The 20,913-nt window shown below is 60.2% G+C and carries 17 protein-coding genes; 15 read left to right on the top strand and 2 right to left on the bottom strand.

The genetic code is table 11. The annotated features are described in order from the left end of the window. The first annotated feature begins 51 nt into the window (after nt 1–51). Together FHX15_RS06040 and FHX15_RS06035 are read left to right on the top strand one after the other, a co-directional pair. A complete protein-coding gene (locus tag FHX15_RS06040; RefSeq protein ID WP_184394603.1) occupies nt 52–2,286 on the top strand; it encodes a hybrid sensor histidine kinase/response regulator in 2,235 nt (744 codons plus the stop codon). A 108-nt stretch (nt 2,287–2,394) separates the two neighbouring features. Beyond that, complete coding sequence (locus FHX15_RS06035; RefSeq protein ID WP_184394601.1) at nt 2,395–3,270, top strand: GNAT family N-acetyltransferase; 876 nt, start codon at nt 2,395–2,397, stop codon at nt 3,268–3,270. Between the two features lie 189 nt (nt 3,271–3,459). Here FHX15_RS06035 and FHX15_RS06030 read toward each other — a convergent pair whose 3' ends face one another. After that, the gene (locus tag FHX15_RS06030; protein ID WP_184394599.1) at nt 3,460–5,745 is read right to left on the bottom strand and encodes an NADP-dependent malic enzyme; all 2,286 of its coding nucleotides are present in this window, start codon (nt 5,743–5,745) and stop codon (nt 3,460–3,462) included. Between the two features lie 113 nt (nt 5,746–5,858). On the opposite strand from FHX15_RS06030, the gene mutS reads away from it, so the two are divergent. The 4 genes from mutS to murJ all read left to right on the top strand — a co-directional run bounded on the left by mutS (nt 5,859) and on the right by murJ (nt 13,456). Then, complete coding sequence (gene mutS, locus FHX15_RS06025; RefSeq protein ID WP_184394597.1) at nt 5,859–8,585, top strand: DNA mismatch repair protein MutS; 2,727 nt, start codon at nt 5,859–5,861, stop codon at nt 8,583–8,585. A gap of 12 nt (nt 8,586–8,597) precedes the next feature. Beyond that, nucleotides 8,598–8,873, top strand: coding sequence for a hypothetical protein (locus FHX15_RS06020; protein ID WP_184394596.1), 276 nt, complete (start codon nt 8,598–8,600; stop codon nt 8,871–8,873). A gap of 114 nt (nt 8,874–8,987) precedes the next feature. Beyond that, entirely contained in the window at nt 8,988–11,879 is a 2,892-nt protein-coding gene (locus FHX15_RS06015) for a [protein-PII] uridylyltransferase (RefSeq protein WP_184394594.1), read from the top strand. After that, a complete protein-coding gene (murJ, locus tag FHX15_RS06010; protein WP_184394592.1) occupies nt 11,876–13,456 on the top strand; it encodes a murein biosynthesis integral membrane protein MurJ in 1,581 nt (526 codons plus the stop codon). The genes FHX15_RS06015 and murJ overlap by 4 nt, the downstream gene beginning before the upstream one ends. Before the next feature lie 45 nt (nt 13,457–13,501). Here the strand turns inward: murJ and FHX15_RS06005 are convergent, their stop codons facing one another. Further along, complete coding sequence (locus tag FHX15_RS06005; RefSeq protein ID WP_184394590.1) at nt 13,502–13,927, bottom strand: D-Ala-D-Ala carboxypeptidase family metallohydrolase; 426 nt, start codon at nt 13,925–13,927, stop codon at nt 13,502–13,504. A 187-nt stretch (nt 13,928–14,114) separates the two neighbouring features. On the opposite strand from FHX15_RS06005, the gene FHX15_RS06000 reads away from it, so the two are divergent. The 9 genes from FHX15_RS06000 (at nt 14,115) to miaB (ending at nt 20,906) form a co-directional block, all read left to right on the top strand. Beyond that, nucleotides 14,115–14,519: a VOC family protein gene (locus tag FHX15_RS06000; RefSeq protein WP_184394589.1), complete on the top strand. Its 405-nt coding sequence runs from the start codon at nt 14,115–14,117 to the stop codon at nt 14,517–14,519. Nucleotides 14,520–14,610: 91 nt separating this feature from the next. Beyond that, nucleotides 14,611–15,675: a tryptophan--tRNA ligase gene (trpS, locus tag FHX15_RS05995; protein WP_184394587.1), complete on the top strand. Its 1,065-nt coding sequence runs from the start codon at nt 14,611–14,613 to the stop codon at nt 15,673–15,675. A gap of 75 nt (nt 15,676–15,750) precedes the next feature. After that, entirely contained in the window at nt 15,751–16,242 is a 492-nt protein-coding gene (locus FHX15_RS05990; protein ID WP_132652873.1) for a universal stress protein, read from the top strand. A gap of 107 nt (nt 16,243–16,349) precedes the next feature. Further along, nucleotides 16,350–16,916, top strand: coding sequence for a NifU family protein (locus FHX15_RS05985; RefSeq protein WP_184394585.1), 567 nt, complete (start codon nt 16,350–16,352; stop codon nt 16,914–16,916). Between the two features lie 88 nt (nt 16,917–17,004). After that, entirely contained in the window at nt 17,005–17,664 is a 660-nt protein-coding gene (gene tsaB, locus FHX15_RS05980; RefSeq protein ID WP_184394583.1) for a tRNA (adenosine(37)-N6)-threonylcarbamoyltransferase complex dimerization subunit type 1 TsaB, read from the top strand. Next, nucleotides 17,661–18,161 (top strand): GNAT family N-acetyltransferase, encoded by a 501-nt coding sequence (locus tag FHX15_RS05975; RefSeq protein WP_184394582.1) that lies wholly within the window; start codon nt 17,661–17,663, stop codon nt 18,159–18,161. The genes tsaB and FHX15_RS05975 overlap by 4 nt, the downstream gene beginning before the upstream one ends. A 34-nt stretch (nt 18,162–18,195) precedes the next feature. Next, the gene (locus tag FHX15_RS05970; RefSeq protein WP_184394581.1) at nt 18,196–18,624 is read left to right on the top strand and encodes a Fur family transcriptional regulator; all 429 of its coding nucleotides are present in this window, start codon (nt 18,196–18,198) and stop codon (nt 18,622–18,624) included. 27 nt (nt 18,625–18,651) lie between these two features. Beyond that, nucleotides 18,652–19,449 (top strand): 1-acyl-sn-glycerol-3-phosphate acyltransferase, encoded by a 798-nt coding sequence (locus FHX15_RS05965; protein WP_184394580.1) that lies wholly within the window; start codon nt 18,652–18,654, stop codon nt 19,447–19,449. A 47-nt stretch (nt 19,450–19,496) separates the two neighbouring features. After that, entirely contained in the window at nt 19,497–20,906 is a 1,410-nt protein-coding gene (gene miaB / locus FHX15_RS05960) for a tRNA (N6-isopentenyl adenosine(37)-C2)-methylthiotransferase MiaB (protein WP_184394579.1), read from the top strand. Nucleotides 20,907–20,913 lie beyond the last annotated feature (7 nt).

Raw genomic sequence — 20,913 nt, 5'->3', positions numbered from 1 at the left:
TTAGCGGATTCCTGAAAACATTCGGAACGGGCAATATGTTAGCTGATCTGCATGCAGAGTATGGCGCAGCTACAGGAACGATTGTCCGCCGCATTCGGCGGAGCCGCCTTCAGGCCTGATCGAGGCCGGACGGCAGGCCAGCTGGCGCCGCCAGCTCCTCTTCGCTGCCGCCACGCATTGCTTTTCCACTGGCTCGGCGGAGCAGGCCTGCTGACGGCGATACCGCTGTTGCTTTTCTCCCATTGGAGCGGTTCATTCCTGGCCGGCTTCGGCCTCATCTTACTTGCTGCCATCGCCGGCTATCTCGCCATTCTCTTCAAAAATGGATACAGACAGGGCGGCCGCGGCCGGGAAACACCGGAACGTGTCGATGCCACCGGCCTTCTCGGTACGGTCCATGACGTGCTCGGCGATATCGTCGTCACCCGAATGATGGATCGGCGCATCATCGGAGCCAACGAGACGTTCCGCCACCTCACCGGGCGCGCCAACCCCGAAGGCCAGACCTGCGAAGAGATCGGTCTCGCCTTCCGCCCCGGCCCGCAGCCGCATCGATACGACGTGGAGATTTCAACACCGGCTGGACAGCGCATCTTCCTCTGGCACGATGTCGTGACCCGAGACCCGGAAAATGGGCGCCTACTGCTGCAGAGCATTGCGCGCGACGTGACAGAGGAGCGACTTGCCGCCGAAAGCCGTGAGGAAGCCCGGCAAAAAGCAGAATATAACAGCGCAGCCAAATCTCGGCTGCTCGCCACGGTCAGCCATGAAATCCGGACGCCTCTATCAGGCATTCTCGGCATGGCGCATCTGATCTCCGAAACGAAGTTAACGCAGGAACAGCAGAATTATCTCACCAGCATCCTCCAGTCCGGTCAGGCACTGACACAGCTGGTTGAGGATCTGCTCGACTTCTCCACCATCGAGGTCGGACGCTTTCAGCTTCGCCCGCGGTCGGAATCCTTGCGCAAACTTGTCGAGAGCGTCGTGGAGATGCTCGCTCATCGCGCGCATGAGAAGGGGATCGAGATCGGCGCGACAGTGTCCTCCGACGTTCCGGAGCTGATGAGTTTCGACCCGGCACGGCTGCGGCAGGTGCTTTTCAACGTCATCGGCAATGCTGTGAAGTTTACGCAGGCCGGCGGCGTCTTCATTCGTGTATCCAGGGCGGCCAACGAGTTGCTGATATCAGTCACCGATACGGGGCCCGGTATGACGCCGGAGGAGCAAACGCGCATATTCGGTGAATTCGAGCAAGGCGGCAGCCTTGTCCAGAAGAGCAATGGCACCGGTCTCGGCCTTGCGATCTCCGCCCGCATCCTGCGCGAGTTCGGCGGCGCGCTGACAGTCGTGAGCGAAAGAGGCAGGGGCAGCCAGTTCACCATCCGCTTCCCAGCCGAACTCTCAGAGGAAGATACCGCGGTCCGAAATACTGTGTTGGCGGGAAACAGCATCGTTTTGCTTGCCCCAGCAGGTGCGGCACGCACAGCGATCGCCGAGACGATCACCACGCTCGGAGGGCGCTGCCACCTAGTCGCGGGTGGAGAAGCGGCACGCGAGAGCCTGCTGTCGCTTGCCCGTAGCGGCGACCGGCCGACCGATATCATTGTCGATCACCGCATGTCGGAGGAATTCTCGCTGCATATTGCCGATCGCGCTGAGATTGCAGCGCTCGGCCTGCGCAAGGTGCTGCTCGTCAATCCGGAAGAGCGCAATTCGCATTCGCTCGACCTCTTCGATGCATGGCTGATCCGACCGCTGCGCGAACAGTCGCTGATCGACGTACTGCGCGGGCGTATGCGCGGCATGGAGAAGCGCGACGCGCTCAACGACAACCAGCCGGGCATCGGACTCTCGGTTGCAGAACGCACGACGACAGGCGGAGGGTTGTCCATCCTGCTTGGCGAGGACGACCCGATCAACGCGATGCTGGTGCGCGTCATGCTCGAAAAAGGCAGCCATGCGGTCCGGCACGTCGAGGATTTCGAATCTCTGCTCGACCGCGCGCTCGGTGACGATAGGCCAGACATCATCATCAGCGATCTTTCCATGCCTGGCGGGAATGGCATCGACATGCTCGGCCGCCTTCGCGGACACGAACGGCGGCTCGATCTTCAGCCGGTTCCGGTCATTGTACTGACTGCGGATAAGAGCGACGAATCGCGACGGCAGGTCTTGCTCAACGGTGCCAATCGCGTCATGGTGAAGCCGGTGGATCCGGTCAGGCTGCTCACCGAAGTACAGGCGGTTGTTGCTCTTTCAGCTCGCCGGGCCGAGGCGCGTTGATTCTGGGGAAACCGGCACGTTTCTTGCGTGCACAAAATTGGCATGTCACTTTCCTGTCGTATATAAGTGTTTTATGGCCTGTGATAAGCCGGAGACGGGAGAATCGCCATGTCTGTTGACATCCTCAATTGCGACGCCAGTGCCGAGGCCCCGCGGCCTTCGACGGCTGCTGCGCCAAAGGAAGGCGATGTTTTTGGCCGCATCGGCAATCTTGAGACGCGCCTAGCCCGCACCGCGCGCGAGATCGATGCCGCTCAGGCTGTGCGTTACCGCGTTTTCGTCGAGGAAATGAAGGCCCAACTGCCGCAGGACGCTATGCGCCGCGAACGGGACTTCGATGCTTATGACGCTTTCTGCGATCACCTTCTTGTTCTCGATCGTTCGATCGAAGGCGATGCCGAAGATCAGATCGTTGGCACCTACCGTCTGCTTAGGCAGGAGGTAGCGATGGCCAATGGCGGTTTTTACTCGGCTTCCGAATTTGCGATCGACGAATTGATCGCCCGCCATCCCGACAAGCGCTTCATGGAACTCGGGCGCTCCTGCGTCCTGCCGGAATACCGCACCAAGCGCACCGTCGAACTGCTCTGGCAGGGCAACTGGGCTTATGCGTTGAAACACGGCATGAGCGCCATGTTCGGCTGCGCCTCCTTCCCGGGCGTTCATCCGGAAAGCCACGCTCTTGCTCTTTCGTTCCTTTATCACAGCGTATTGGCCAAGGATGAGTGGGCCGTCGGCGCCCTCCCGCATCTGGCCCGCGGCATGGACCTGATGCCGGCTGAAGGCGTTAATCCCAAGAAGGCGCTGATGGCGCTGCCGCCGCTGATCAAGGGCTACCTGCGCCTCGGCGCCATGGTTGGTTCCAGCGCAGTGGTCGATCAGGCCTTCAACACGACCGACGTGCTGATCGTACTGCCGATATCAAGCATTTCCGATCGCTATCTAAACTATTACGGTGCAGACGCGGGCCGCTTCGCCAGCTAAACGCAGCATAGCGGTCTCTTCGGCGTTTCAGCAGGGCGCATCGGCAATGATGCCCGTTGGGTTATGCCCCCAAATATCCAAACCTCGCGCCATGCCCAACTCATTCGCGATCCGGATGAGAACCCGGTTGCCTTTGCGGGCCTAGGTCATTCGAGGGCGAACCGCATGCGCGTTCCGCCCTCTTCATAATCAGGAACCGGCGCCATAAGCGGCGATCGCAGCCATGTTGACGATATCGCTGTCCTTGGCGCCCATCGAGGTAATCTGCACCGCCTTATCGAGACCGACGAGAATGGGACCGATGACCGTCGAGCCACCGAGTTCCTGCAGCATCTTGGTCGAGATTGATGCCGAGTGGAATGCCGGCATCACGAGCACGTTGGCCGGACCGGAGAGGCGGCAGAAAGGGTATTGCTCCATCACCTTGCGGTTCAGGGCAACGTCGGCGGCCATTTCGCCGTCATACTCGAAATCGACGCGACGCTTGTCGAGGATTTTCACCGCTTCACGGACACGCTCGGAACGCTCACCCGAGGGATGGCCGAAGGTGGAATAGGCGAGCAACGCGACGCGCGGCTGATAACCCATGCGCCGTGCGAGACCGGCGGCTTCCTCGGCAATATCGGCAAGCTCCTCGGCCGTCGGCATGTCGTGAACCGCAGTGTCGGCAACGAAGACCGTACGGCCGCGGCAAAGCGCGATCGATACGCCGATCACACGATGGCCGGGCTTCTGGTCGATGCAGCGGCGGACATCTTCGAGTGCCGTCGAATAGTTGCGCGTGATACCGGTCACCATGCCGTCGGCATCGCCGAGCGCCACCATGGTCGCAGCGAAATGGTTGCGGTCGTTATGGATGAGGCGCTGCGCGTCGCGATGCAGGTAGCCCTTCCTCTGCAGCCGGGCATAGAGATAGTCGATATAGGCGTCGACCCTGGTCGAGATACGGGCATTGACGATCTCCAGGCCGGGGCGATTGAGGTCGATGCCGGCGCGCTCGGCAGTCGCCCGAATCAGATCCTCGCGGCCGAGAAGGATGGCGGTGCCGAGCTGCTGGTTGGCGTAGGACATGGCGGCGCGCAGCACCTGCTCTTCCTCGGCCTCGGCAAAGACCACGCGCTTCGGATGACGGCGCACACGCTCATAGAGGCTGGCGAGCGTGGAGGCGATCGGATCACGACGTCCGGAAAGCTCTCGTTTGTAGCCTGCCATGTCGGTAATGATCTTGCGGGCGACGCCGGTTTCGATCGCTGCTTCGGCGACGGCGGCCGGAATGGCCGATATCAGGCGAGGGTCGAAGGGAACCGGAATGATGTATTGCGCTCCGAAGCGCGGACGGTTGCCCTGATAGGCGGCAACGACGTCATCGGGTACATCCTCGCGGGCGAGGCTGGCGAGCGCTTTCACGGCTGCAATCTTCATCGCGTCGTTAATGGTCGTTGCGCGGACATCGAGGGCACCGCGGAAAATATAGGGGAAACCCAGCACGTTGTTGACTTGGTTCGGGTAGTCCGAACGACCGGTCGCCATAATGGCATCGTCACGGATACGGGAAACTTCCTCTGGGGTGATTTCCGGATCGGGATTGGCCATAGCGAAGATGATTGGCCGATCGGCCATGGAGCGGATCATTTCCTCGGAGAAGGCGCCCTTCTGCGACAGGCCGAAAACGACATCTGCGCCCTTCATGGCTTCTTCCAGCGTGCGGGTATCAGTCTTTGCCGCATGGGCCGATTTCCACTGGTTCATGCCTTCGGAGCGACCCTGGTAGATGACACCCTTGGTATCGCAGAGGATGATGTTTTCCGGTGCAAAGCCCATCGACTTGATGAGCTCGACGCAAGCGATAGCGGCAGCACCTGCGCCATTGCAGACGAGCTTCGTCGTCTTCAAGTCACGGCCAGTCAGTTCCAGCGCATTGATGAGGCCGGCGGCGGCGATGATGGCTGTGCCGTGCTGATCGTCATGGAATACAGGAATATCCATCAGTTCGCGCAGCCGGCTTTCGATGACGAAACAGTCCGGCGCCTTGATATCTTCCAGATTGATGCCGCCGAAGGAGGGGCCGAGGAAGCGCACGCAGTTGATGAATTCGTCGACATTTTCCGTATCGACTTCAAGGTCGATGGAATCGACGTCGGCGAACCGCTTGAAGAGCACCGACTTGCCTTCCATGACCGGCTTGGAGGCCAGAGCGCCGAGATTGCCGAGGCCGAGAATGGCCGTGCCGTTGGAAATCACGGCAACCATATTGCCGCGGGTCGTGTAGTCATAGGCAGTGGCCGGATCGGCGGCGATTGCCTTGACTGGTACAGCGACACCAGGTGAATAGGCCAGCGAGAGGTCGCGCTGCGTCGCCATCGGCTTGGTCGGGTTGATTTCCAGCTTGCCGGGCCGACCCATCGCGTGAAATTCGAGCGCTTCCGTGTCGGTAACAGACGTCACCGGCCGTTCTTTCTTCGTCATCTGGGACATGCCTCCTCCAAACGTCTGTGGGTGACGTTTTCCACTTCCCCAATTGCTGTTGTCATCTATAGCGGCGCGCGGATAGGGTTGGCACCTGTTTTTTTGGGAAAAACTGCACCTCCGTGAACGCACGAATAGACAGCAGAAACGAAGCCTTCTCGGCAGCCGAACTCGCGACTGAGGAAAGTCGCGCTTCGGCAACACCGATGATGGAACAATATATCGAGATCAAGGCGAACAATCCGGATTCGCTGCTCTTCTATCGCATGGGCGATTTTTACGAGCTGTTCTTCGAGGATGCGCTCGAGGCTTCGCGAGCACTCGGCATCACACTCACCAAGCGCGGCCAGCACATGGGGCAGGACATTGCGATGTGCGGTGTGCCCGTGCATGCAGCCGACGACTACCTGCAGAAATTGATTGCGCTCGGCTACCGCGTCGCCGTCTGCGAACAGGTGGAAGACCCTGCGGAAGCCAAGAAGCGTGGTTCGAAATCCGTCGTAAAGCGCGACGTCATTCGCCTTGTCACGCCGGGCACCATTACCGAGGAGAAACTGCTTTCCCCCTCGGAATCGAATTATCTGATGACGCTGTCGCGGATCCGCGGTTCTTCCGAGCCGGCGCTGGCGCTTGCCTGGATCGATATTTCCACCGGCGTCTTCCGGTTGGCGGAAACGGACGTATCGCGGCTGCTCGCCGATATTCTGCGCATCGATCCGCGCGAACTCATCGTGCCGGATACAATGTTTTATGATGGCGAGCTGAAGTCGGTCTTCGACGTGCTGGGGCGCACAGCCGTTCCGCAGCCGGCTGTGCTTTTCGACAGCGCGACGGCGGAAACCCGCATAGCGCGCTATTTCGGCGTTTCGACGCTCGATGGTTTCGGCAGCTTCTCGCGCGCCGAGCTGGCAGCTGCCGCAGCAGCCATCGCCTATGTGGAGAAGACGCAGATTGCCGAGCGGCCGCCGCTTGGCAGACCGGAACGGGAAAGCGGCGCCTCGACGCTGTTCATCGATCCGGCGACGCGTGCCAACCTGGAGCTTGTGCGCACACTTTCCGGCGATAGAAACGGCTCGCTTCTAAGGGCGATCGACCGTACGACCACCGGTGGGGGGGCGCGCCTGCTTGCCGAGCGGCTGACGTCGCCGCTGATAGATCCCGCCCGCGTCAACGAGCGGCTGGATTCGATCGGTTTCCTGATGCAGGAGCCATCGCTCTGTGGCGAGCTGCGGGATGCGCTCAAGCACGTGCCCGATATGCCACGAGCGCTTTCACGCCTGGCGCTCGACCGCGGCGGCCCCCGCGATCTCTGGGCCATTCGTCAAGGACTCGGCGCTGCCGCACATGTTGCTGGTCTTCTGGGAGACGCGATGCTGCCGCAAGAGCTGGAGCAGGCGCGTATCGGGCTGCAGGCTCTGCCATCAGGGCTCGAAGCCTTGCTAGCGGATACGCTCGCGGAGGAACTACCGCTCCTGAAGCGTGATGGCGGCTTTCTGCGTGATGGCGCCAATGCCGATCTCGATGAGGTCCGCGCGCTGCGCGACCAATCGCGCCGCGTGATTGCCGGCCTCCAGCTGCAATATGCCGAAGAGACCGGCATCAAGTCGCTGAAGATCAAGCACAACAACATTCTTGGCTACTTCATCGAGGTTACAGCCGGCAATGCCGGCCCGATGACAGATACCCCGGAGGCGAAGGCCCGCTTCATCCATCGCCAGACGATGGCGAACGCCATGCGCTTTACCACGACGGAGCTTGCCGATCTGGAAAGCCGCATCGCCAACGCTGCCGATCGCGCGCTGCAAATCGAGCTCGAAGCTTTCGACCGGATGACACAAGCCACCGTCTCCGAGGCCGAAGCAATCAAGGCCGGCGCACGCGCACTTGCCGTCATCGACGTCGCGGCGGGCCTTGCGCTGCTTGCCGAGGAGCAGGCCTATTGCCGGCCAACGGTCGACGGCTCGAAGATGTTCGCGATCGAAGGCGGCCGTCATCCGGTGGTCGAACAGGCCCTGCGGCGGCAGTCCATTGGTCCGTTCGTCGCCAATAACTGCGATCTGTCGCCCGTCTCAGACGGCAAGGATGGGGCGATCTGGCTGCTGACCGGTCCAAACATGGGCGGTAAGTCGACGTTTCTGCGCCAGAATGCCCTGATCGCCATCCTTGCCCAGATGGGTTCCTTCGTGCCGGCGACAGCGGCGCATATCGGCATCGTCGACAGGCTGTTCTCGCGCGTCGGCGCATCCGACGATCTGGCACGCGGGCGCTCCACCTTCATGGTGGAAATGGTCGAGACCGCTGCGATCCTCAACCAGGCAACCGATCGTTCCCTCGTCATTCTGGACGAAATCGGTCGCGGCACGGCGACCTTCGACGGCCTTTCCATCGCCTGGGCGGCTGTCGAGCATCTGCATGAGGCGAACCGTTGCCGCGGGCTTTTCGCCACGCATTTTCACGAGCTGACCGTGCTCTCGGAAAAGCTCGCCCGGCTATCGAACGCCACGATGCGGGTAAAAGAATGGGACGGCGACGTTATCTTCCTGCATGAAGTCGGTCCCGGTGCTGCCGATCGTTCCTACGGCATTCAGGTGGCGCGGCTTGCCGGCCTGCCGGCGTCGGTCGTAGCTCGCGCACGCGATGTGCTGACCCGGCTTGAAGACGCCGACCGCAAGAATCCGGCGAGCCAGCTGATCGATGATCTGCCGCTTTTCCAAGTCGCTGTGCGCCGTGAGGAAGGTTCTCGCGGTCCGTCCAAGGTCGAGGAAGCGCTGAAGGCAATGAGCCTTGACGATATGACGCCGCGCGAGGCACTCGATGCGCTTTACGATCTCAAAAAGAAGTTGAAGTAGGAGCCGCGTCCGGTGTTTATGGAAAAACTGCTCCAGGAAACTCAGCGCCTCTCGGTCATCGTCTCGATGCTCGAAATCACGAAACAATCGGATGGTAACCTGGAAGCGCGTGGCTGGAATACGCCCATCGGCATAGCGAAGATAACCGGCTCCTGCCTAAAGATCGGTGAGCTCGGCGACGCAATCGTCGATGCCGGTTACCGCGAATGCGACAAGGCAACGCTCGCTAGCATCATGAGCGAGACGAGGCAGGTTCTCGATACGCTGCTGACGCAGCCGGCTGGCTGAGAACTTGCGGCAAAGGGTCCCTCGCCGACGGCGAGCCAACACCATTTCGCCAAATTTAAAGGTTCATGCAATATGAACGCCTGTATTATCAGGCGGCCAAAGAGGCTTTAACGCATGCAGACGAAATCAGAGGCGCGCCACGAGCAAGCGGCCCGGCCAGAACTGGAAGCCGACCGGGCGATGGCGACGCACAGCATCGATTTCTCGGAAATCCTCGATGTGGAACTGCTGCAGGGGCAGTGTGACGCCATTGCCGAAGCCAACCGCAACCGTCCTGATCTGCTGCGCAGTGATCTTCTCGCGGCCTTGAAGAAGGCGAGCGTCGACGGACGGCGGAAGGCGCGCGAGCTGCTTGACGCCCAAGGTGGCGGGCTTGATTGCGCACACCGTATTTCCTGGCTGCAGGACCAAATCATTACCATTCTCTACAATTTCGCCACCGCGCATGTCTTTTCTAAGCAGAAGGACAAGTTTGCAGTCACGGCCGTCGGCGGCTATGGGCGCGATACGCTGGCGCCGGGCTCTGACATCGACCTGCTCTTTCTCTTCCTGCCGAAGCCGGCGGAGGAGACGCACAAGGCTGTAGAGTTCATGCTTTACATGCTGTGGGACATGGGCTTCAAGGTCGGCCATGCAACCCGCACCGTCGAGGAATGCATTACGCTTTCCAAGTCCGACATGACGATCCGCACCGCCATACTGGAGATGCGCTACATCTGCGGGCTGAAGTCGCTGGAGACGGAGCTGGAAGCCCGCTTCGACAAGGAAATCGTCACTGGGACGGGGCCGGAATTCATCGCCGCCAAACTTGCCGAGCGCGATGAGCGCCATCGTAAGGCCGGCGATACACGCTATCTCGTCGAGCCGAACGTCAAGGAGGGCAAGGGCGGCCTTCGCGACCTGCATACGCTCTTCTGGATTTCGAAATATTATTATCACGTCCGCGACCCGGCCGATCTGGTGCCACTCGGGGTGCTGTCGAAGCAGGAATACCGGCTTCTCGAAAAGGCCGACGACTTTCTCTGGGCCGTGCGCTGCCATATGCACTTTCTGACCGGAAAGGCCGAGGAACGTCTTTCCTTCGATATCCAGCGGGAGATTGCCGAGGCGCTTGGCTATCATTCCCGCCCCGGCCTTTCGGCCGTCGAACGTTTCATGAAGCACTATTTCCTGGTCGCCAAGGATGTCGGCGACCTGACGCGGATTCTCTGCGCCGCACTCGAAGATCAGCAGGCGAAGTCGATCCCCGGCCTGACGGGCGTCATCAGCCGTTTTACCCATCGCAGCCGCAAGATCCCCGGCAGCGTCGAATTCGTAGAAGATCGCGGTCGCATCGCCGTCGCCAATCCCGACGTATTCAAGCGCGATCCGGTCAGCATCATCCGTCTGTTCCATGTGGCCGATATCAACGGGTTGGAATTCCATCCGGATGCGCTAAAGCGTGTCACGCGCTCACTCGCTCTCATCAATAATGACCTGCGTGAAAATGACGAGGCCAACCGGCTTTTCCTGTCGATCCTGACTTCCAAGCGAGATCCGGCGCTGATCCTGCGGCGCATGAACGAGGCCGGCGTGCTCGGGCGATTTATTCCGGAATTCGGCAAGATCGTTGCGATGATGCAGTTCAATATGTATCATCACTATACGGTCGACGAGCATCTGATCCGAGCCATCGACGTTCTCTCAGAAATCGACAAGGGCAAGGCCGAGGAGCTGCATCCGCTGTCCAACAAGCTGATGCCCCATATCGAAGACCGCGAAGCTCTCTATATCGCGGTTCTGCTGCACGATATCGCCAAAGGCCGGCAGGAAGACCATTCGGTCGCCGGCGCGCGTGTCGCCCGTAAGCTCTGCGCCCGCTTCGGTCTGTCTCAGAAGCAGACGGAGATCGTCGTCTGGTTGGTCGAGGAACACCTGACCATGTCGATGGTCGCCCAGACCCGCGACCTAACCGATCGCAAGACGATCACCGATTTTGCAGATCGCGTTCAATCGCTGGACCGGCTGAAAATGCTGCTGATTCTGACGATCTGCGACATCCGTGCCGTTGGACCAGGCGTCTGGAACGGCTGGAAGGGCCAGTTGCTGCGCACGCTCTATTATGAGACGGAACTCTTGCTCGCCGGCGGTTTCTCCGAGGTGTCCCGCAAGGAACGCGCCCAGGCCGCCGCCGACGCGCTTCATGCAGCACTGTCCGACTGGCCCCAGAAGGATCGCCGCACTTATACGAAGCTGCACTACCAGCCGTATCTGCTTTCCGTGCCGCTGGAAGACCAGATCCGTCACGCGCATTTCATCAGGCAGGCGGATAAGGCCGGACAAGCGCTGGCAACTTCCGTGCGCACGGACAGCTTCCACGCCATTACCGAAATTACTGTTCTTTCACCCGACCATCCCCGCTTGCTCGCCGTCATTGCAGGTGCATGTGCTGCGGCCGGCGCCAATATCGTCAACGCGCAGATCTTCACCACATCTGATGGTCGCGCCCTCGATACTATCCATGTCAGCCGCGAATTTCCCAACGATGAGGATGAGCTTCGTCGCGCGGCCACGATCGGCAGGATGATCGAGGACGTGCTTTCCGGCCGTAAGCGCCTTCCCGAGGTGATTGCGACCCGCGCGAAGAATCGCAAGAAGAGCAAGGCCTTCATCATTCCGCCGTCGGTCACCATCACCAACAACCTGTCGAACAAGTTCACGGTCATCGAGGTGGAATGCCTCGACCGGCCAGGCCTGCTATCGGAAATGACGGCGGTGCTCTCCGATCTGTCCCTCGACATTCAATCCGCTCGTATCACCACCTTCGGCGAAAAGGTCATCGACACCTTCTACGTCACCGACCTTGTCGGCCAGAAGATTTCCGGCGACAGCAAGCGGGCCAATATCACCGCCCGCATGAAAGCGGTCATGGCCGAAGAGCAGGACGAACTGCGCGAGCGCATGCCATCCGGCATCATCGCGCCTGCCGCCACTGCTGCTGAAAAGAAAGCCGGTTCCTCAGTATGAGTCTCGTCAAGAAATTCGCCACCGTCGGCGGCGCTACACTCGGCAGCCGTATCTTCGGTTTTGCCCGCGAAACGCTGATGGCTGCAGCACTCGGCACCGGGCCGATGGCCGACGTGTTCTACGCCGCCTTCCGCTTTCCGAATCTCTTCCGCAGGCTCTTTGCCGAGGGCGCGTTCAACGCCGCCTTCGTGCCGCTCTTTGCCAAGGAGATCGAGGAGAACGGCACCGATGGCGCCAAGCGCTTCTCGGAGGAAGTTTTCGGCGTTCTCTTCTCGGTGCTGCTGCTCATCACCATCCTGATGGAACTCTGCATGCCGCTCTTGGTGCGCTTCGTCATTGCACCGGGCTTTGCTGACGATCCTGAGAAGTTCGGCATTACCATCCGTATGGCGGCAGTGATGTTTCCCTACCTCATGTGCATGTCGCTGACGGCGATGATGAGCGGGATGCTGAATTCGCTGCATCATTTCTTCGCCGCAGCGGTGGCACCCGTCTTCCTCAACGTGGTAATGATCGCCGCACTCTTCTATGCGCTCTATACCGGCGCCGAACCGCTGGCAACGGCATGGTATCTCTCCTGGGGCGTGTTGGTGGCCGGTATCCTGCAGCTCGCCGTCGTCTATGTCGGAGTTCTGCACGCGGGCATGAGCATCGGTTTCCGCTTTCCGAAGATGACGCCGAACGTCAAGCGGCTGCTGATTCTCGCCGTTCCGGCTGCCGTCACCGGCGGCATCACGCAAATCAATCAACTCATCGGCCAGGCGATCGCCTCCTCTCGCGAAGGTGCCATTGCCGCCCTGCAATATGCCGACCGCATCTACCAGTTGCCTCTCGGCGTCGTCGGCGTCGCGGTTGGTGTCGTGCTGTTGCCGGAGCTTGCCCGCGCGCTCAAGGGCGGCGCATTGCGCGAGGCAGCTTTTCTGCAGAATCGATCAATCGAATTCGTGCTGTTCCTGACGATCCCTGCCGCCTTTGCACTCTGGATCCTCTCCGACGAGATTATCCGCGTGCTTTATGAGCGCGGCGCCTTCCATCAGGAAAACACCCTCATCGTCGGTTCGATCCTGGCGATCTACGGCATCGGCCTGCCGGCTTTCGTGTTGATCAAGGCGTTGCAGCCAGGCTTCTACGCTCGCGAGGACACCAAGACACCGATGCGCTTTTCGGCAGTCGCAGTTGCCACCAACTGCGCCACCGCGCTGACGCTGTTCCCTTTTATGGGCGCTCCGGGCATCGCCGTTGCGGAAGCCACGGCCGGCTGGATCAGCACCGTGCTGCTCTTCACCACGCTGTTGCGCCGCGGCCATCTGACGTGGGAGTGGTCGCTTGCCAAACGCGCGATGCTGCTGATCGTCGCTGCCGCCGTCATGGGCGTTGCCATCATCTACCTCAAACAATATTGGGCGTCCTCGCTTGCCACAGGCGCGCCGCTTCTGACCAAGGTCAGCACGCTTGGCTTGCTCATCGCGATCTCGATGGTCGTCTATTTCGCGACCGCCTTCCTGATCGGCGGCGCGGACCTCGGCATGATCCGGCGCAATCTCAATCGCAAGCCGGCACCCGTAAAGGACGCGTAAGGCTCGTTTTACGCAATTCGGGAAGCAAGCGCTGCTTACTCTGCTTTAGCAGTCCACCCATCGTCGTTGCGGGCCGACATCGACATGGACGATGCCGTTGCAATAGCTGCCGATCCCGCCGATGCCGGGAGCGGTTTTCGCAGCGGCGATGATGGTGCGCTCCGACACACCGGGAATCCGGATATCCGCCGCCAAGCATTTTCCATGCAAGGAGCCGTGGCGGCTGGGATGCGGCCGAAAGCCCGAGGTTATCATCGGGCGCCGTCCGGTCTTTGCCGCAATGTGCGACAAGACCGCCCGCAATCGTGCCGGGAAACACCCGGCGCGAACGCTGACGGTCTGCATCGTGTAAGCGAGCCGCGTTTCATATTCTGGAAGTTGCGTGGCTCGTCGGCCATCTTGACCAACGGCTGTGGTTGCTGATTGTAAGGCAAAAAGGCCTGCGACAGTGAGCAAACTGGCGTTCTGCATGATCCCTCCGGTCGGTTATCCCGACGGCTCAAGCGGCCGTCACGCCAGTCGGAGGATTCTCAGTTCAAAGAAAGCTTTTCTGTGAAATTTTATACTCAATTGTGGTTAAACGTACTGATCAATTTGGCGTAAAATCAGACCTTAATCTACGCATTAGTAGAAAAAATTCCCAAATTCGAGAGATCACATGACCCAGTCCCTCTTCCTCGTCACCCTCGTCGTCGATGACTATGACCGTGCCAAAGCCTTCTATTGTGAGGCACTCGGCTTCGAATGCCTTCAAGATGAACTGCAGCCGGAAGGCAAGCGCTGGGTCGTCGTCAAACCTGGCGGCGGCGATGGGGCGGCCTTTCTGCTGGCGCAGGCGGTAAATGAGGCGCAGCGGGCCGCTATCGGCAATCAGACCGGCGGCCGCGTCGGTTTCTTTCTGAAGACGGATGATTTCGCGCGCGACCGCGCCGGGATGCTCGCCGCCGGTGTGCGCTTTCTGGAAGAGCCGCGGCATGAGATTTACGGCACCGTCGCAGTCTTTTCGGATCCTTACGGCAACACCTTCGATCTCATTCAACACGCTGCACCCGCCGCCTCTTGATTGCAACCTGGAGCGCGTGCATAAGCGCCCGCGTTAGCAACATGGGCCCTTGGCCCTGGGGCCCTCCACCAGCCTAATCGAGGACAACATCATGGGCGAATTCAAGAAGCTGGTATTCTCCGGCGTTCAGCCGACGGGCAACCTGCATCTCGGCAACTATCTCGGCGCGATCCGCCGCTTCGTGCAGCTCCAGAACGGCAACGACTGCATCTATTGCGTCGTCGACCTACATGCGCTGACCGCACAGCTCGTCCACGAGGACATGCTGTCGCAGACACGATCGATCGCTGCCGCCTTCATCGCTTCCGGCATCGACGCTGAAAAGCATATCGTCTTCAACCAGTCCGCCGTACCGCAGCACGCCGAACTCGCCTGGATTTTCAACTGTGTCGCCCGCATCGGCTGGATGAACCGGATGACGCAGTTCAAGGACAAGGCCGGCAAGGACCGCGAGCAGGCCTCGCTCGGTCTGTATGCCTACCCGAGCCTGATGGCCGCCGACATTCTCGTCTACCGCGCCACACATGTGCCCGTCGGCGAAGACCAGAAGCAGCACCTCGAACTGACCCGCGACATCGCGATGAAGTTCAATCTCGATTTCGCCTCGCATATCCGTAAGACCAACTACGGAATCGACATCACCGTCGGCGACGAGCCGGTGCATGCCTATTTCCCGATGGTCGAACCGCTGATCGGCGGGCCGGCGCCACGCGTCATGTCGCTGCGTGACGGCACGAAGAAGATGTCGAAGTCCGATCCTTCGGACCTTTCGCGCATCAACCTGATGGACGACGAGGACGCGATCTCGAAGAAGATCCGGAAGGCCAAGACCGATCCGGACGGTTTGCCGAGCGAAGCCGCCGGTCTCGAAAGCCGGCCGGAAGCCGAAAACCTCGTCTCGATCTTTGCAGCACTCGCCGACAAGACGAAGGATCAGGTGCTCTCGGAATTCGGCGGCCAGCAGTTCTCCGTCTTCAAGCCGGCGCTGATCGATCTCGCCGTTCAGGTTCTGTCACCGATAACGGGTGAGATGCGTCGCCTGATGAACGATACGAGCCATATCGACGCGATCCTGCGCAATGGCAACGAGCGGGCAAGGGCGCGTGCAGACGTGACGATGCGCGAACTTCGCGAGATCATCGGCTTCCTCTACTAATCCCATCGACATGCAGAGCTCCCGTGCAAAACGGGGGCTTGCAAATTCTCCGTCGCGGGTGTCAGAGTCCGCGCCATGGTATCGAAGCGACTCTCACGGCTCGAAGGTCATCGCCGCAAATTCATGGCGGTGATCGATGCTACACCCGAATGCCAACGTGCCGTCCACTATGCCGGGCGGCGCGCTAAAAATTCCAATGGCGGACTTGTCCTGCTCTACGTGATCCCGGCCGGCGATTTCCAGCAATGGCTGGGGGTCGAGGAGATCATGCGGGCGGAAGCCCGCGAAGAAGCGGAAGCCACCGTTGCCAAAGCCGCCCAGATCGTCCGTGAAACGATCGGCATCGAACCCGAGATTGTCATTCGCGAAGGCAATTCGGCCGAGCAGATCAATGCCGTTATCGAGGAAGACCGGGACGTCGCGATCCTTGTGCTTGCAGCGAGTTCCGCCAAGGAAGGGCCGGGACCGCTGGTTTCTTCCGTTGCCGGACGCGGGGCGGCTTTCCCCATTCCGGTCACCGTGCTTCCGGACACGCTAACCAATGAGGAAATAGACGCCCTGTGCTAAGCCATTTCTTGAGTACGAGTCTCTTGAATCGGCTCGACAATGGGCTTATTTTCTTTTGAAGAATTCTAAAAACGGTTGAGGTCACGGCCCGCCGCATGGAGAGCGAGATGTTCATTCAGACCGAAGCCACGCCAAATCCTGCCACGCAGAAGTTCCTTCCGGGCAAGGTCGTAATGGAAAACGGCACGGCCGAATTTCGCAATGCCGATGAAGCCCAGGCATCGCCGCTCGCTGCGCGTCTTTTCGAAATTCCCGGCGTCACCGGCGTCTATTTCGGCTATGATTTCATCTCCGTCTCCAAGGACCATGCCGAGTGGCAGCATCTGAAGCCGGCTATTCTCGGCTCGATCATGGAGCACTTCATGTCCGGCAAGCCGGTCATGGGTGATGCCTCGATCCTCTCGGAAGATGTCGACGCCGGCGATGAATTTTTCGACGCAGGCGACGAAGCGATCGTGCTGACCATCAAGGAACTGCTGGAGACCCGCGTGCGTCCGGCCGTTGCCCAGGATGGCGGCGATATCACCTTCCGCGGCTTCAAGGACGGCAAGGTCTATCTGAACATGAAGGGTTCCTGCTCCGGTTGCCCGTCTTCGACGGCAACGCTGAAGCACGGCGTTCAGAATCTGCTGCGCCATTTTGTTCCGGAAGTTCAGGAAGTGATTGCCGCTTAAAAATCTGAAGTTCGTCAGGCTGTTCACTTTGCGTTCGGCCAGACGGATTTATGGATAGGCAACAATAGTTTATTCGGAAATTGATGGCATGATCGTTCTGGCGCTCGACACGGCAGGTGTAGATTGCGCTGCCGCCGTTTATGACAGCGGCAGGAATACGGTGCTGGGGGAGGCATCGGACATGATCGGCAAGGGGCATGCTGAACATCTGATGGGTATTGTCGACCGTGCGCTGGATCAGGCGGGCGTCACGCTCTCCGATGTCGACCGCCTCGCCGTCACCATCGGACCCGGCTCCTTTACCGGTATCCGCGTTGGTGTTGCCGCGGCCCGCGGCTTTGCGCTTTCCCTCAATGTGCCAGCCGTCGGTATCACCACACTCGAAGTCATGGCGGCTGCTCAGCGCGAAAAGATGCCAGGCCAGCCCGTGCTTGCGGCAATGGATGCCAAGCGGGACGAAATCTACCTCCAGCCCTTCGCAGCCGACGGCACGCCGCTCGACGAGGCGCGTGCGGTGAGCGTATCGGAGGCCAAGGCTTTTGTTGCCGGGTTCGACGGTCAGATCACCGGTTCGGCGACACCACTCCTGAAGCCCGATGTGGCAGGCGAGCACGCCAACTCCTTCCCGATCTCCATCGTGGCGCGCCTCGGTGCGGCCGCGAGCCCGAATTCCGGAAAGCCGAAACCCCTTTATCTGCGCGGACCCGATGCCAAACCGCAGGCCGGGTACGCGATTGCAAGAGTATGACGATGCTGGAAGCCTATCTGACGCTAAAGCCGGAATTCGAAATCGTCGCCATGGAGCCGGAGGATTGCCTCGACGTTTCGGTCCTGCATGGCGAGCGCTTTGCCCGTCCCTGGGGTGACGGCGAATTCCACAGCCTGCTTACGCAGGCCACCGTCTTTGGCTTCGTCGCCCGCCAGACCAATGCCATTCTGAAAAAAACCCTGCCGGGCTTCATCCTGGCGCGCCAGGTGGCGGGCGAGGCGGAAATTCTAACGATCGCCGTGCAGGCGAAGGTTGCGCGCTCAGGCCTCGGCTGGCGGCTGATGCAGGCGGCGATGCGCGAAGCGCGCCTTCGCGGCGGCGAGAGCATGTTCCTGGAAGTCGATAACGGCAATGCCGCGGCCCTCGGCCTCTATCGCAAGCTCGGTTTCGAGCAAGCGGGTGAGCGCAAGGGCTATTATAAGGACGCCAATGGGGCTACCTCCACGGCGCTTGTCATGAAGCGCGTTCTTCGGTAGTTCCCTTCTCGGCAAGAATAGCGAGAAGGCAGCCATGACTGAGGTAGCCAAGACCCTTGAGGAGCTTTGCGCTGAACGCGGCATGCGCATGACCGAGCAGCGCCGTGTGATCGCGCGCATTCTCGAGGACTCCGAAGATCATCCCGATGTCGAGGAGCTTTACCGCCGGTCCGTGAAGGTCGATACAAAGATTTCGATCTCTACAGTTTATCGCACGGTGAAGCTGTTCGAAGATGCCGGCATCATCGCCCGGCACGATTTCCGCGACGGTCGCTCTCGTTACGAGACGGTTCCCGAAGAACATCACGATCATCTGATCGACCTGAAAACCGGCGCCGTCATTGAATTCCGCTCGCCGGAAATCGAGGCGTTGCAAGAACGCATCGCCCGAGAACACGGTTTCAAGCTCGTGGATCATCGGCTAGAACTCTACGGCATCCCGCTGAAGAAAGACGAAATCTGATAGAATGGCAGTCCGGGAGCGCCGCATTTGATCGTCTGGCTGCGCATCGCCTTCGCGCTTACCATTATCATTGTCACGAGCATCCTGCTCATGCCGCTACAGGTGCTGGCGCTGCGTTTCGACTGGAAACTGAGGCGCACCCTGCCTCGCCGCTGGCATCGTATCGTCTGCTATTGTCTCGGCATCCGCATTCGGGTTCGCGGTGCGCTCGAAAGCCGCCGCCCGTTGATGCTCTGTTCGAACCACTCCTCTTGGATGGACATCATGGTGATGTCTGCCGTGGCCGATGTCGCCTTTATCGCCAAGATCGAGGTGCGCGACTGGCCGATTTTCGGCATGCTTGCGAAGCTGCAGAAGAGCGTCTTTGTGGTGCGGGAGGAAAAGCGCCGCACCGGCCACCAGGCGAGTGAGATCGCCGGGCGGATGGCGGACGGCGAAATCGTCGTGCTGTTTCCTGAGGGGACCACGTCAGATGGCAATCGCCTGTTGGAAGTCAAATCGTCGCTCTTTGGCGCGGCGGCGATGGCAGTGCCTCATTCCCCGAACGGCACGGTTATGGTCCAGCCGGTGTCCATCGCCTATACGCAGGTTCACGGTATCGCCATGGGTCGCTATCATCGCCCGCTTGCGGCCTGGCCCGGCGATATCGAGCTTCTGCCGCATCTGATCGATATCCTGAAATGCGGTGCGATCGACGTCGAGGTCTCTTTTGGCGAGGCGGTCGAATATAGCGAGAAGACCAATCGCAAGGCAGTCAGCACCACGATCTCCGCTCGCATCCGCACCCTGCTGAACAGCAGCCTACGCGGCCGTAATATCGGCTGAACCGAGAGTCCCTTTTCTCGCGCGCCAAAAACCACTAAATAGCCGCCATGACCCAGGACAGCGCCTTTCTTCAAGCCCCGGAGACCTCTCTCCGCGATGGCTCTAACAGCCGCAAGGTTTTCATCAAGACCTATGGCTGCCAGATGAACGTCTATGACTCGACGCGCATGAGTGATGCTCTAGCCCGCGACGGCTATGAGCCGACCGAGGACATGGAAGAGGCTGATCTCGTCCTGCTCAATACCTGCCATATCCGTGAAAAAGCTGCGGAGAAGGTCTACTCCGCGCTTGGGCGCCTGCGCGAGATGAAAAAGCGCAAGGCTGCGGACGGCCGCGAGATGATGATCGGCGTGACCGGCTGCGTCGCGCAGGCGGAAGGCGAGGAAATCCTGCGCCGTGCACCTGCCGTCGATGTCGTCATCGGCCCGCAGACCTATCACCGCCTCCCCGACGCGCTGCGACGCGCCAAGGAAGGCCACCGCGTTGTCGATACGGAATATGCGATCGAGGACAAGTTCGAGCATCTGCCGATCGCCGAGGCGCCGAAGATCCGCGCCCGCGGTGTGACATCCTTCCTGACAGTGCAGGAAGGCTGCGACAAATTCTGCACCTTCTGCGTCGTGCCCTACACGCGCGGCTCGGAAGTCTCGCGGCCTGTCTCGCAGATCGTCGAGGAAGCGATGAAGCTCGTCGACGCTGGTGTGCGCGAAATCACCTTGCTCGGCCAGAACGTCAATGCCTGGCACGGCGTTGGCCCGAAAGGCGAAGAATGGAGCCTCGGCGATCTGCTCTACCGGCTTGCCGATATCCCCGGTCTCGCGCGCCTGCGCTATACGACGAGCCATCCGCGCGACATGGATGACCGGCTGATCGAAGCGCATCGCGATCTCCGCGCGCTGATGCCCTATCTTCATCTGCCGGTTCAGGCGGGTTCCGACCGCGTTCTCAAGGCGATGAACCGCCGGCACACGGCGGCCGAATACCTCTCCCTCATAGAGCGCATCCGCAAGGCGCGTCCCGATATTGCACTGTCGGGCGATTTCATCACCGGCTTTCCGGGGGAGACAGACAAGGAATTTGAGGATACACTAAAACTCGTTGAGGAGGTCCGTTACGCGCAGGCCTTCTCGTTCAAATACTCGACGCGCCCGGGTACGCCCGGCGCGGAATTGAAGGACCAGGTGCCGGAACACATCAAGGCAGAACGGCTGGAACGCCTGCAAGCGCTGCTTCTCAAGCAGACGCAGGAATTCAACGAGTCTTGTATCGGCAAAGAAATCGATCTTCTTCTGGAAAAGCCCGGCCGCATGCCGAGCCAGCTTATCGGCAGATCGCCGTGGCTGCAGTCAGTGAATGTTGATGCAAAAGCATCGCAAATCGGTGACATTATTAAAGTGCGAATCACAGGAACCGGAACCAACAGCCTGTTTGCCGAACGCGCAGAGGCTGAGGTCTAACCCAGGG

Source organism: Rhizobium sp. BK650 (genome assembly GCF_014195325.1).
Taxonomy (GTDB): Bacteria; Pseudomonadota; Alphaproteobacteria; order Rhizobiales; family Rhizobiaceae; genus Rhizobium.
This window is presented reverse-complemented; position numbering and strand designations above follow the sequence as displayed.

Excerpts from the sequence above, each read along its gene's own strand:
- FHX15_RS05985 (WP_184394585.1), top strand. The coding sequence starts at position 16,350 with ATGTTCATTCAGACCGAAGCCACGCCAAATCCTGCCACGCAGAAGTTC.
- FHX15_RS06000 (WP_184394589.1), top strand. The coding sequence starts at position 14,115 with ATGACCCAGTCCCTCTTCCTCGTCACCCTCGTCGTCGATGACTATGAC.
- miaB (WP_184394579.1), top strand. The coding sequence starts at position 19,497 with ATGACCCAGGACAGCGCCTTTCTTCAAGCCCCGGAGACCTCTCTCCGC.
- FHX15_RS05990 (WP_132652873.1), top strand. The coding sequence starts at position 15,751 with ATGGTATCGAAGCGACTCTCACGGCTCGAAGGTCATCGCCGCAAATTC.
- FHX15_RS06035 (WP_184394601.1), top strand. The coding sequence starts at position 2,395 with ATGTCTGTTGACATCCTCAATTGCGACGCCAGTGCCGAGGCCCCGCGG.
- FHX15_RS06030 (WP_184394599.1), bottom strand. The coding sequence starts at position 5,745 with ATGTCCCAGATGACGAAGAAAGAACGGCCGGTGACGTCTGTTACCGAC.
- FHX15_RS05970 (WP_184394581.1), top strand. The coding sequence starts at position 18,196 with ATGACTGAGGTAGCCAAGACCCTTGAGGAGCTTTGCGCTGAACGCGGC.
- FHX15_RS06005 (WP_184394590.1), bottom strand. The coding sequence starts at position 13,927 with ATGCAGAACGCCAGTTTGCTCACTGTCGCAGGCCTTTTTGCCTTACAA.
- trpS (WP_184394587.1), top strand. The coding sequence starts at position 14,611 with ATGGGCGAATTCAAGAAGCTGGTATTCTCCGGCGTTCAGCCGACGGGC.
- tsaB (WP_184394583.1), top strand. The coding sequence starts at position 17,005 with ATGATCGTTCTGGCGCTCGACACGGCAGGTGTAGATTGCGCTGCCGCC.
- FHX15_RS06015 (WP_184394594.1), top strand. The coding sequence starts at position 8,988 with ATGCAGACGAAATCAGAGGCGCGCCACGAGCAAGCGGCCCGGCCAGAA.
- murJ (WP_184394592.1), top strand. The coding sequence starts at position 11,876 with ATGAGTCTCGTCAAGAAATTCGCCACCGTCGGCGGCGCTACACTCGGC.
- FHX15_RS05975 (WP_184394582.1), top strand. The coding sequence starts at position 17,661 with ATGACGATGCTGGAAGCCTATCTGACGCTAAAGCCGGAATTCGAAATC.
- FHX15_RS06040 (WP_184394603.1), top strand. The coding sequence starts at position 52 with ATGCAGAGTATGGCGCAGCTACAGGAACGATTGTCCGCCGCATTCGGC.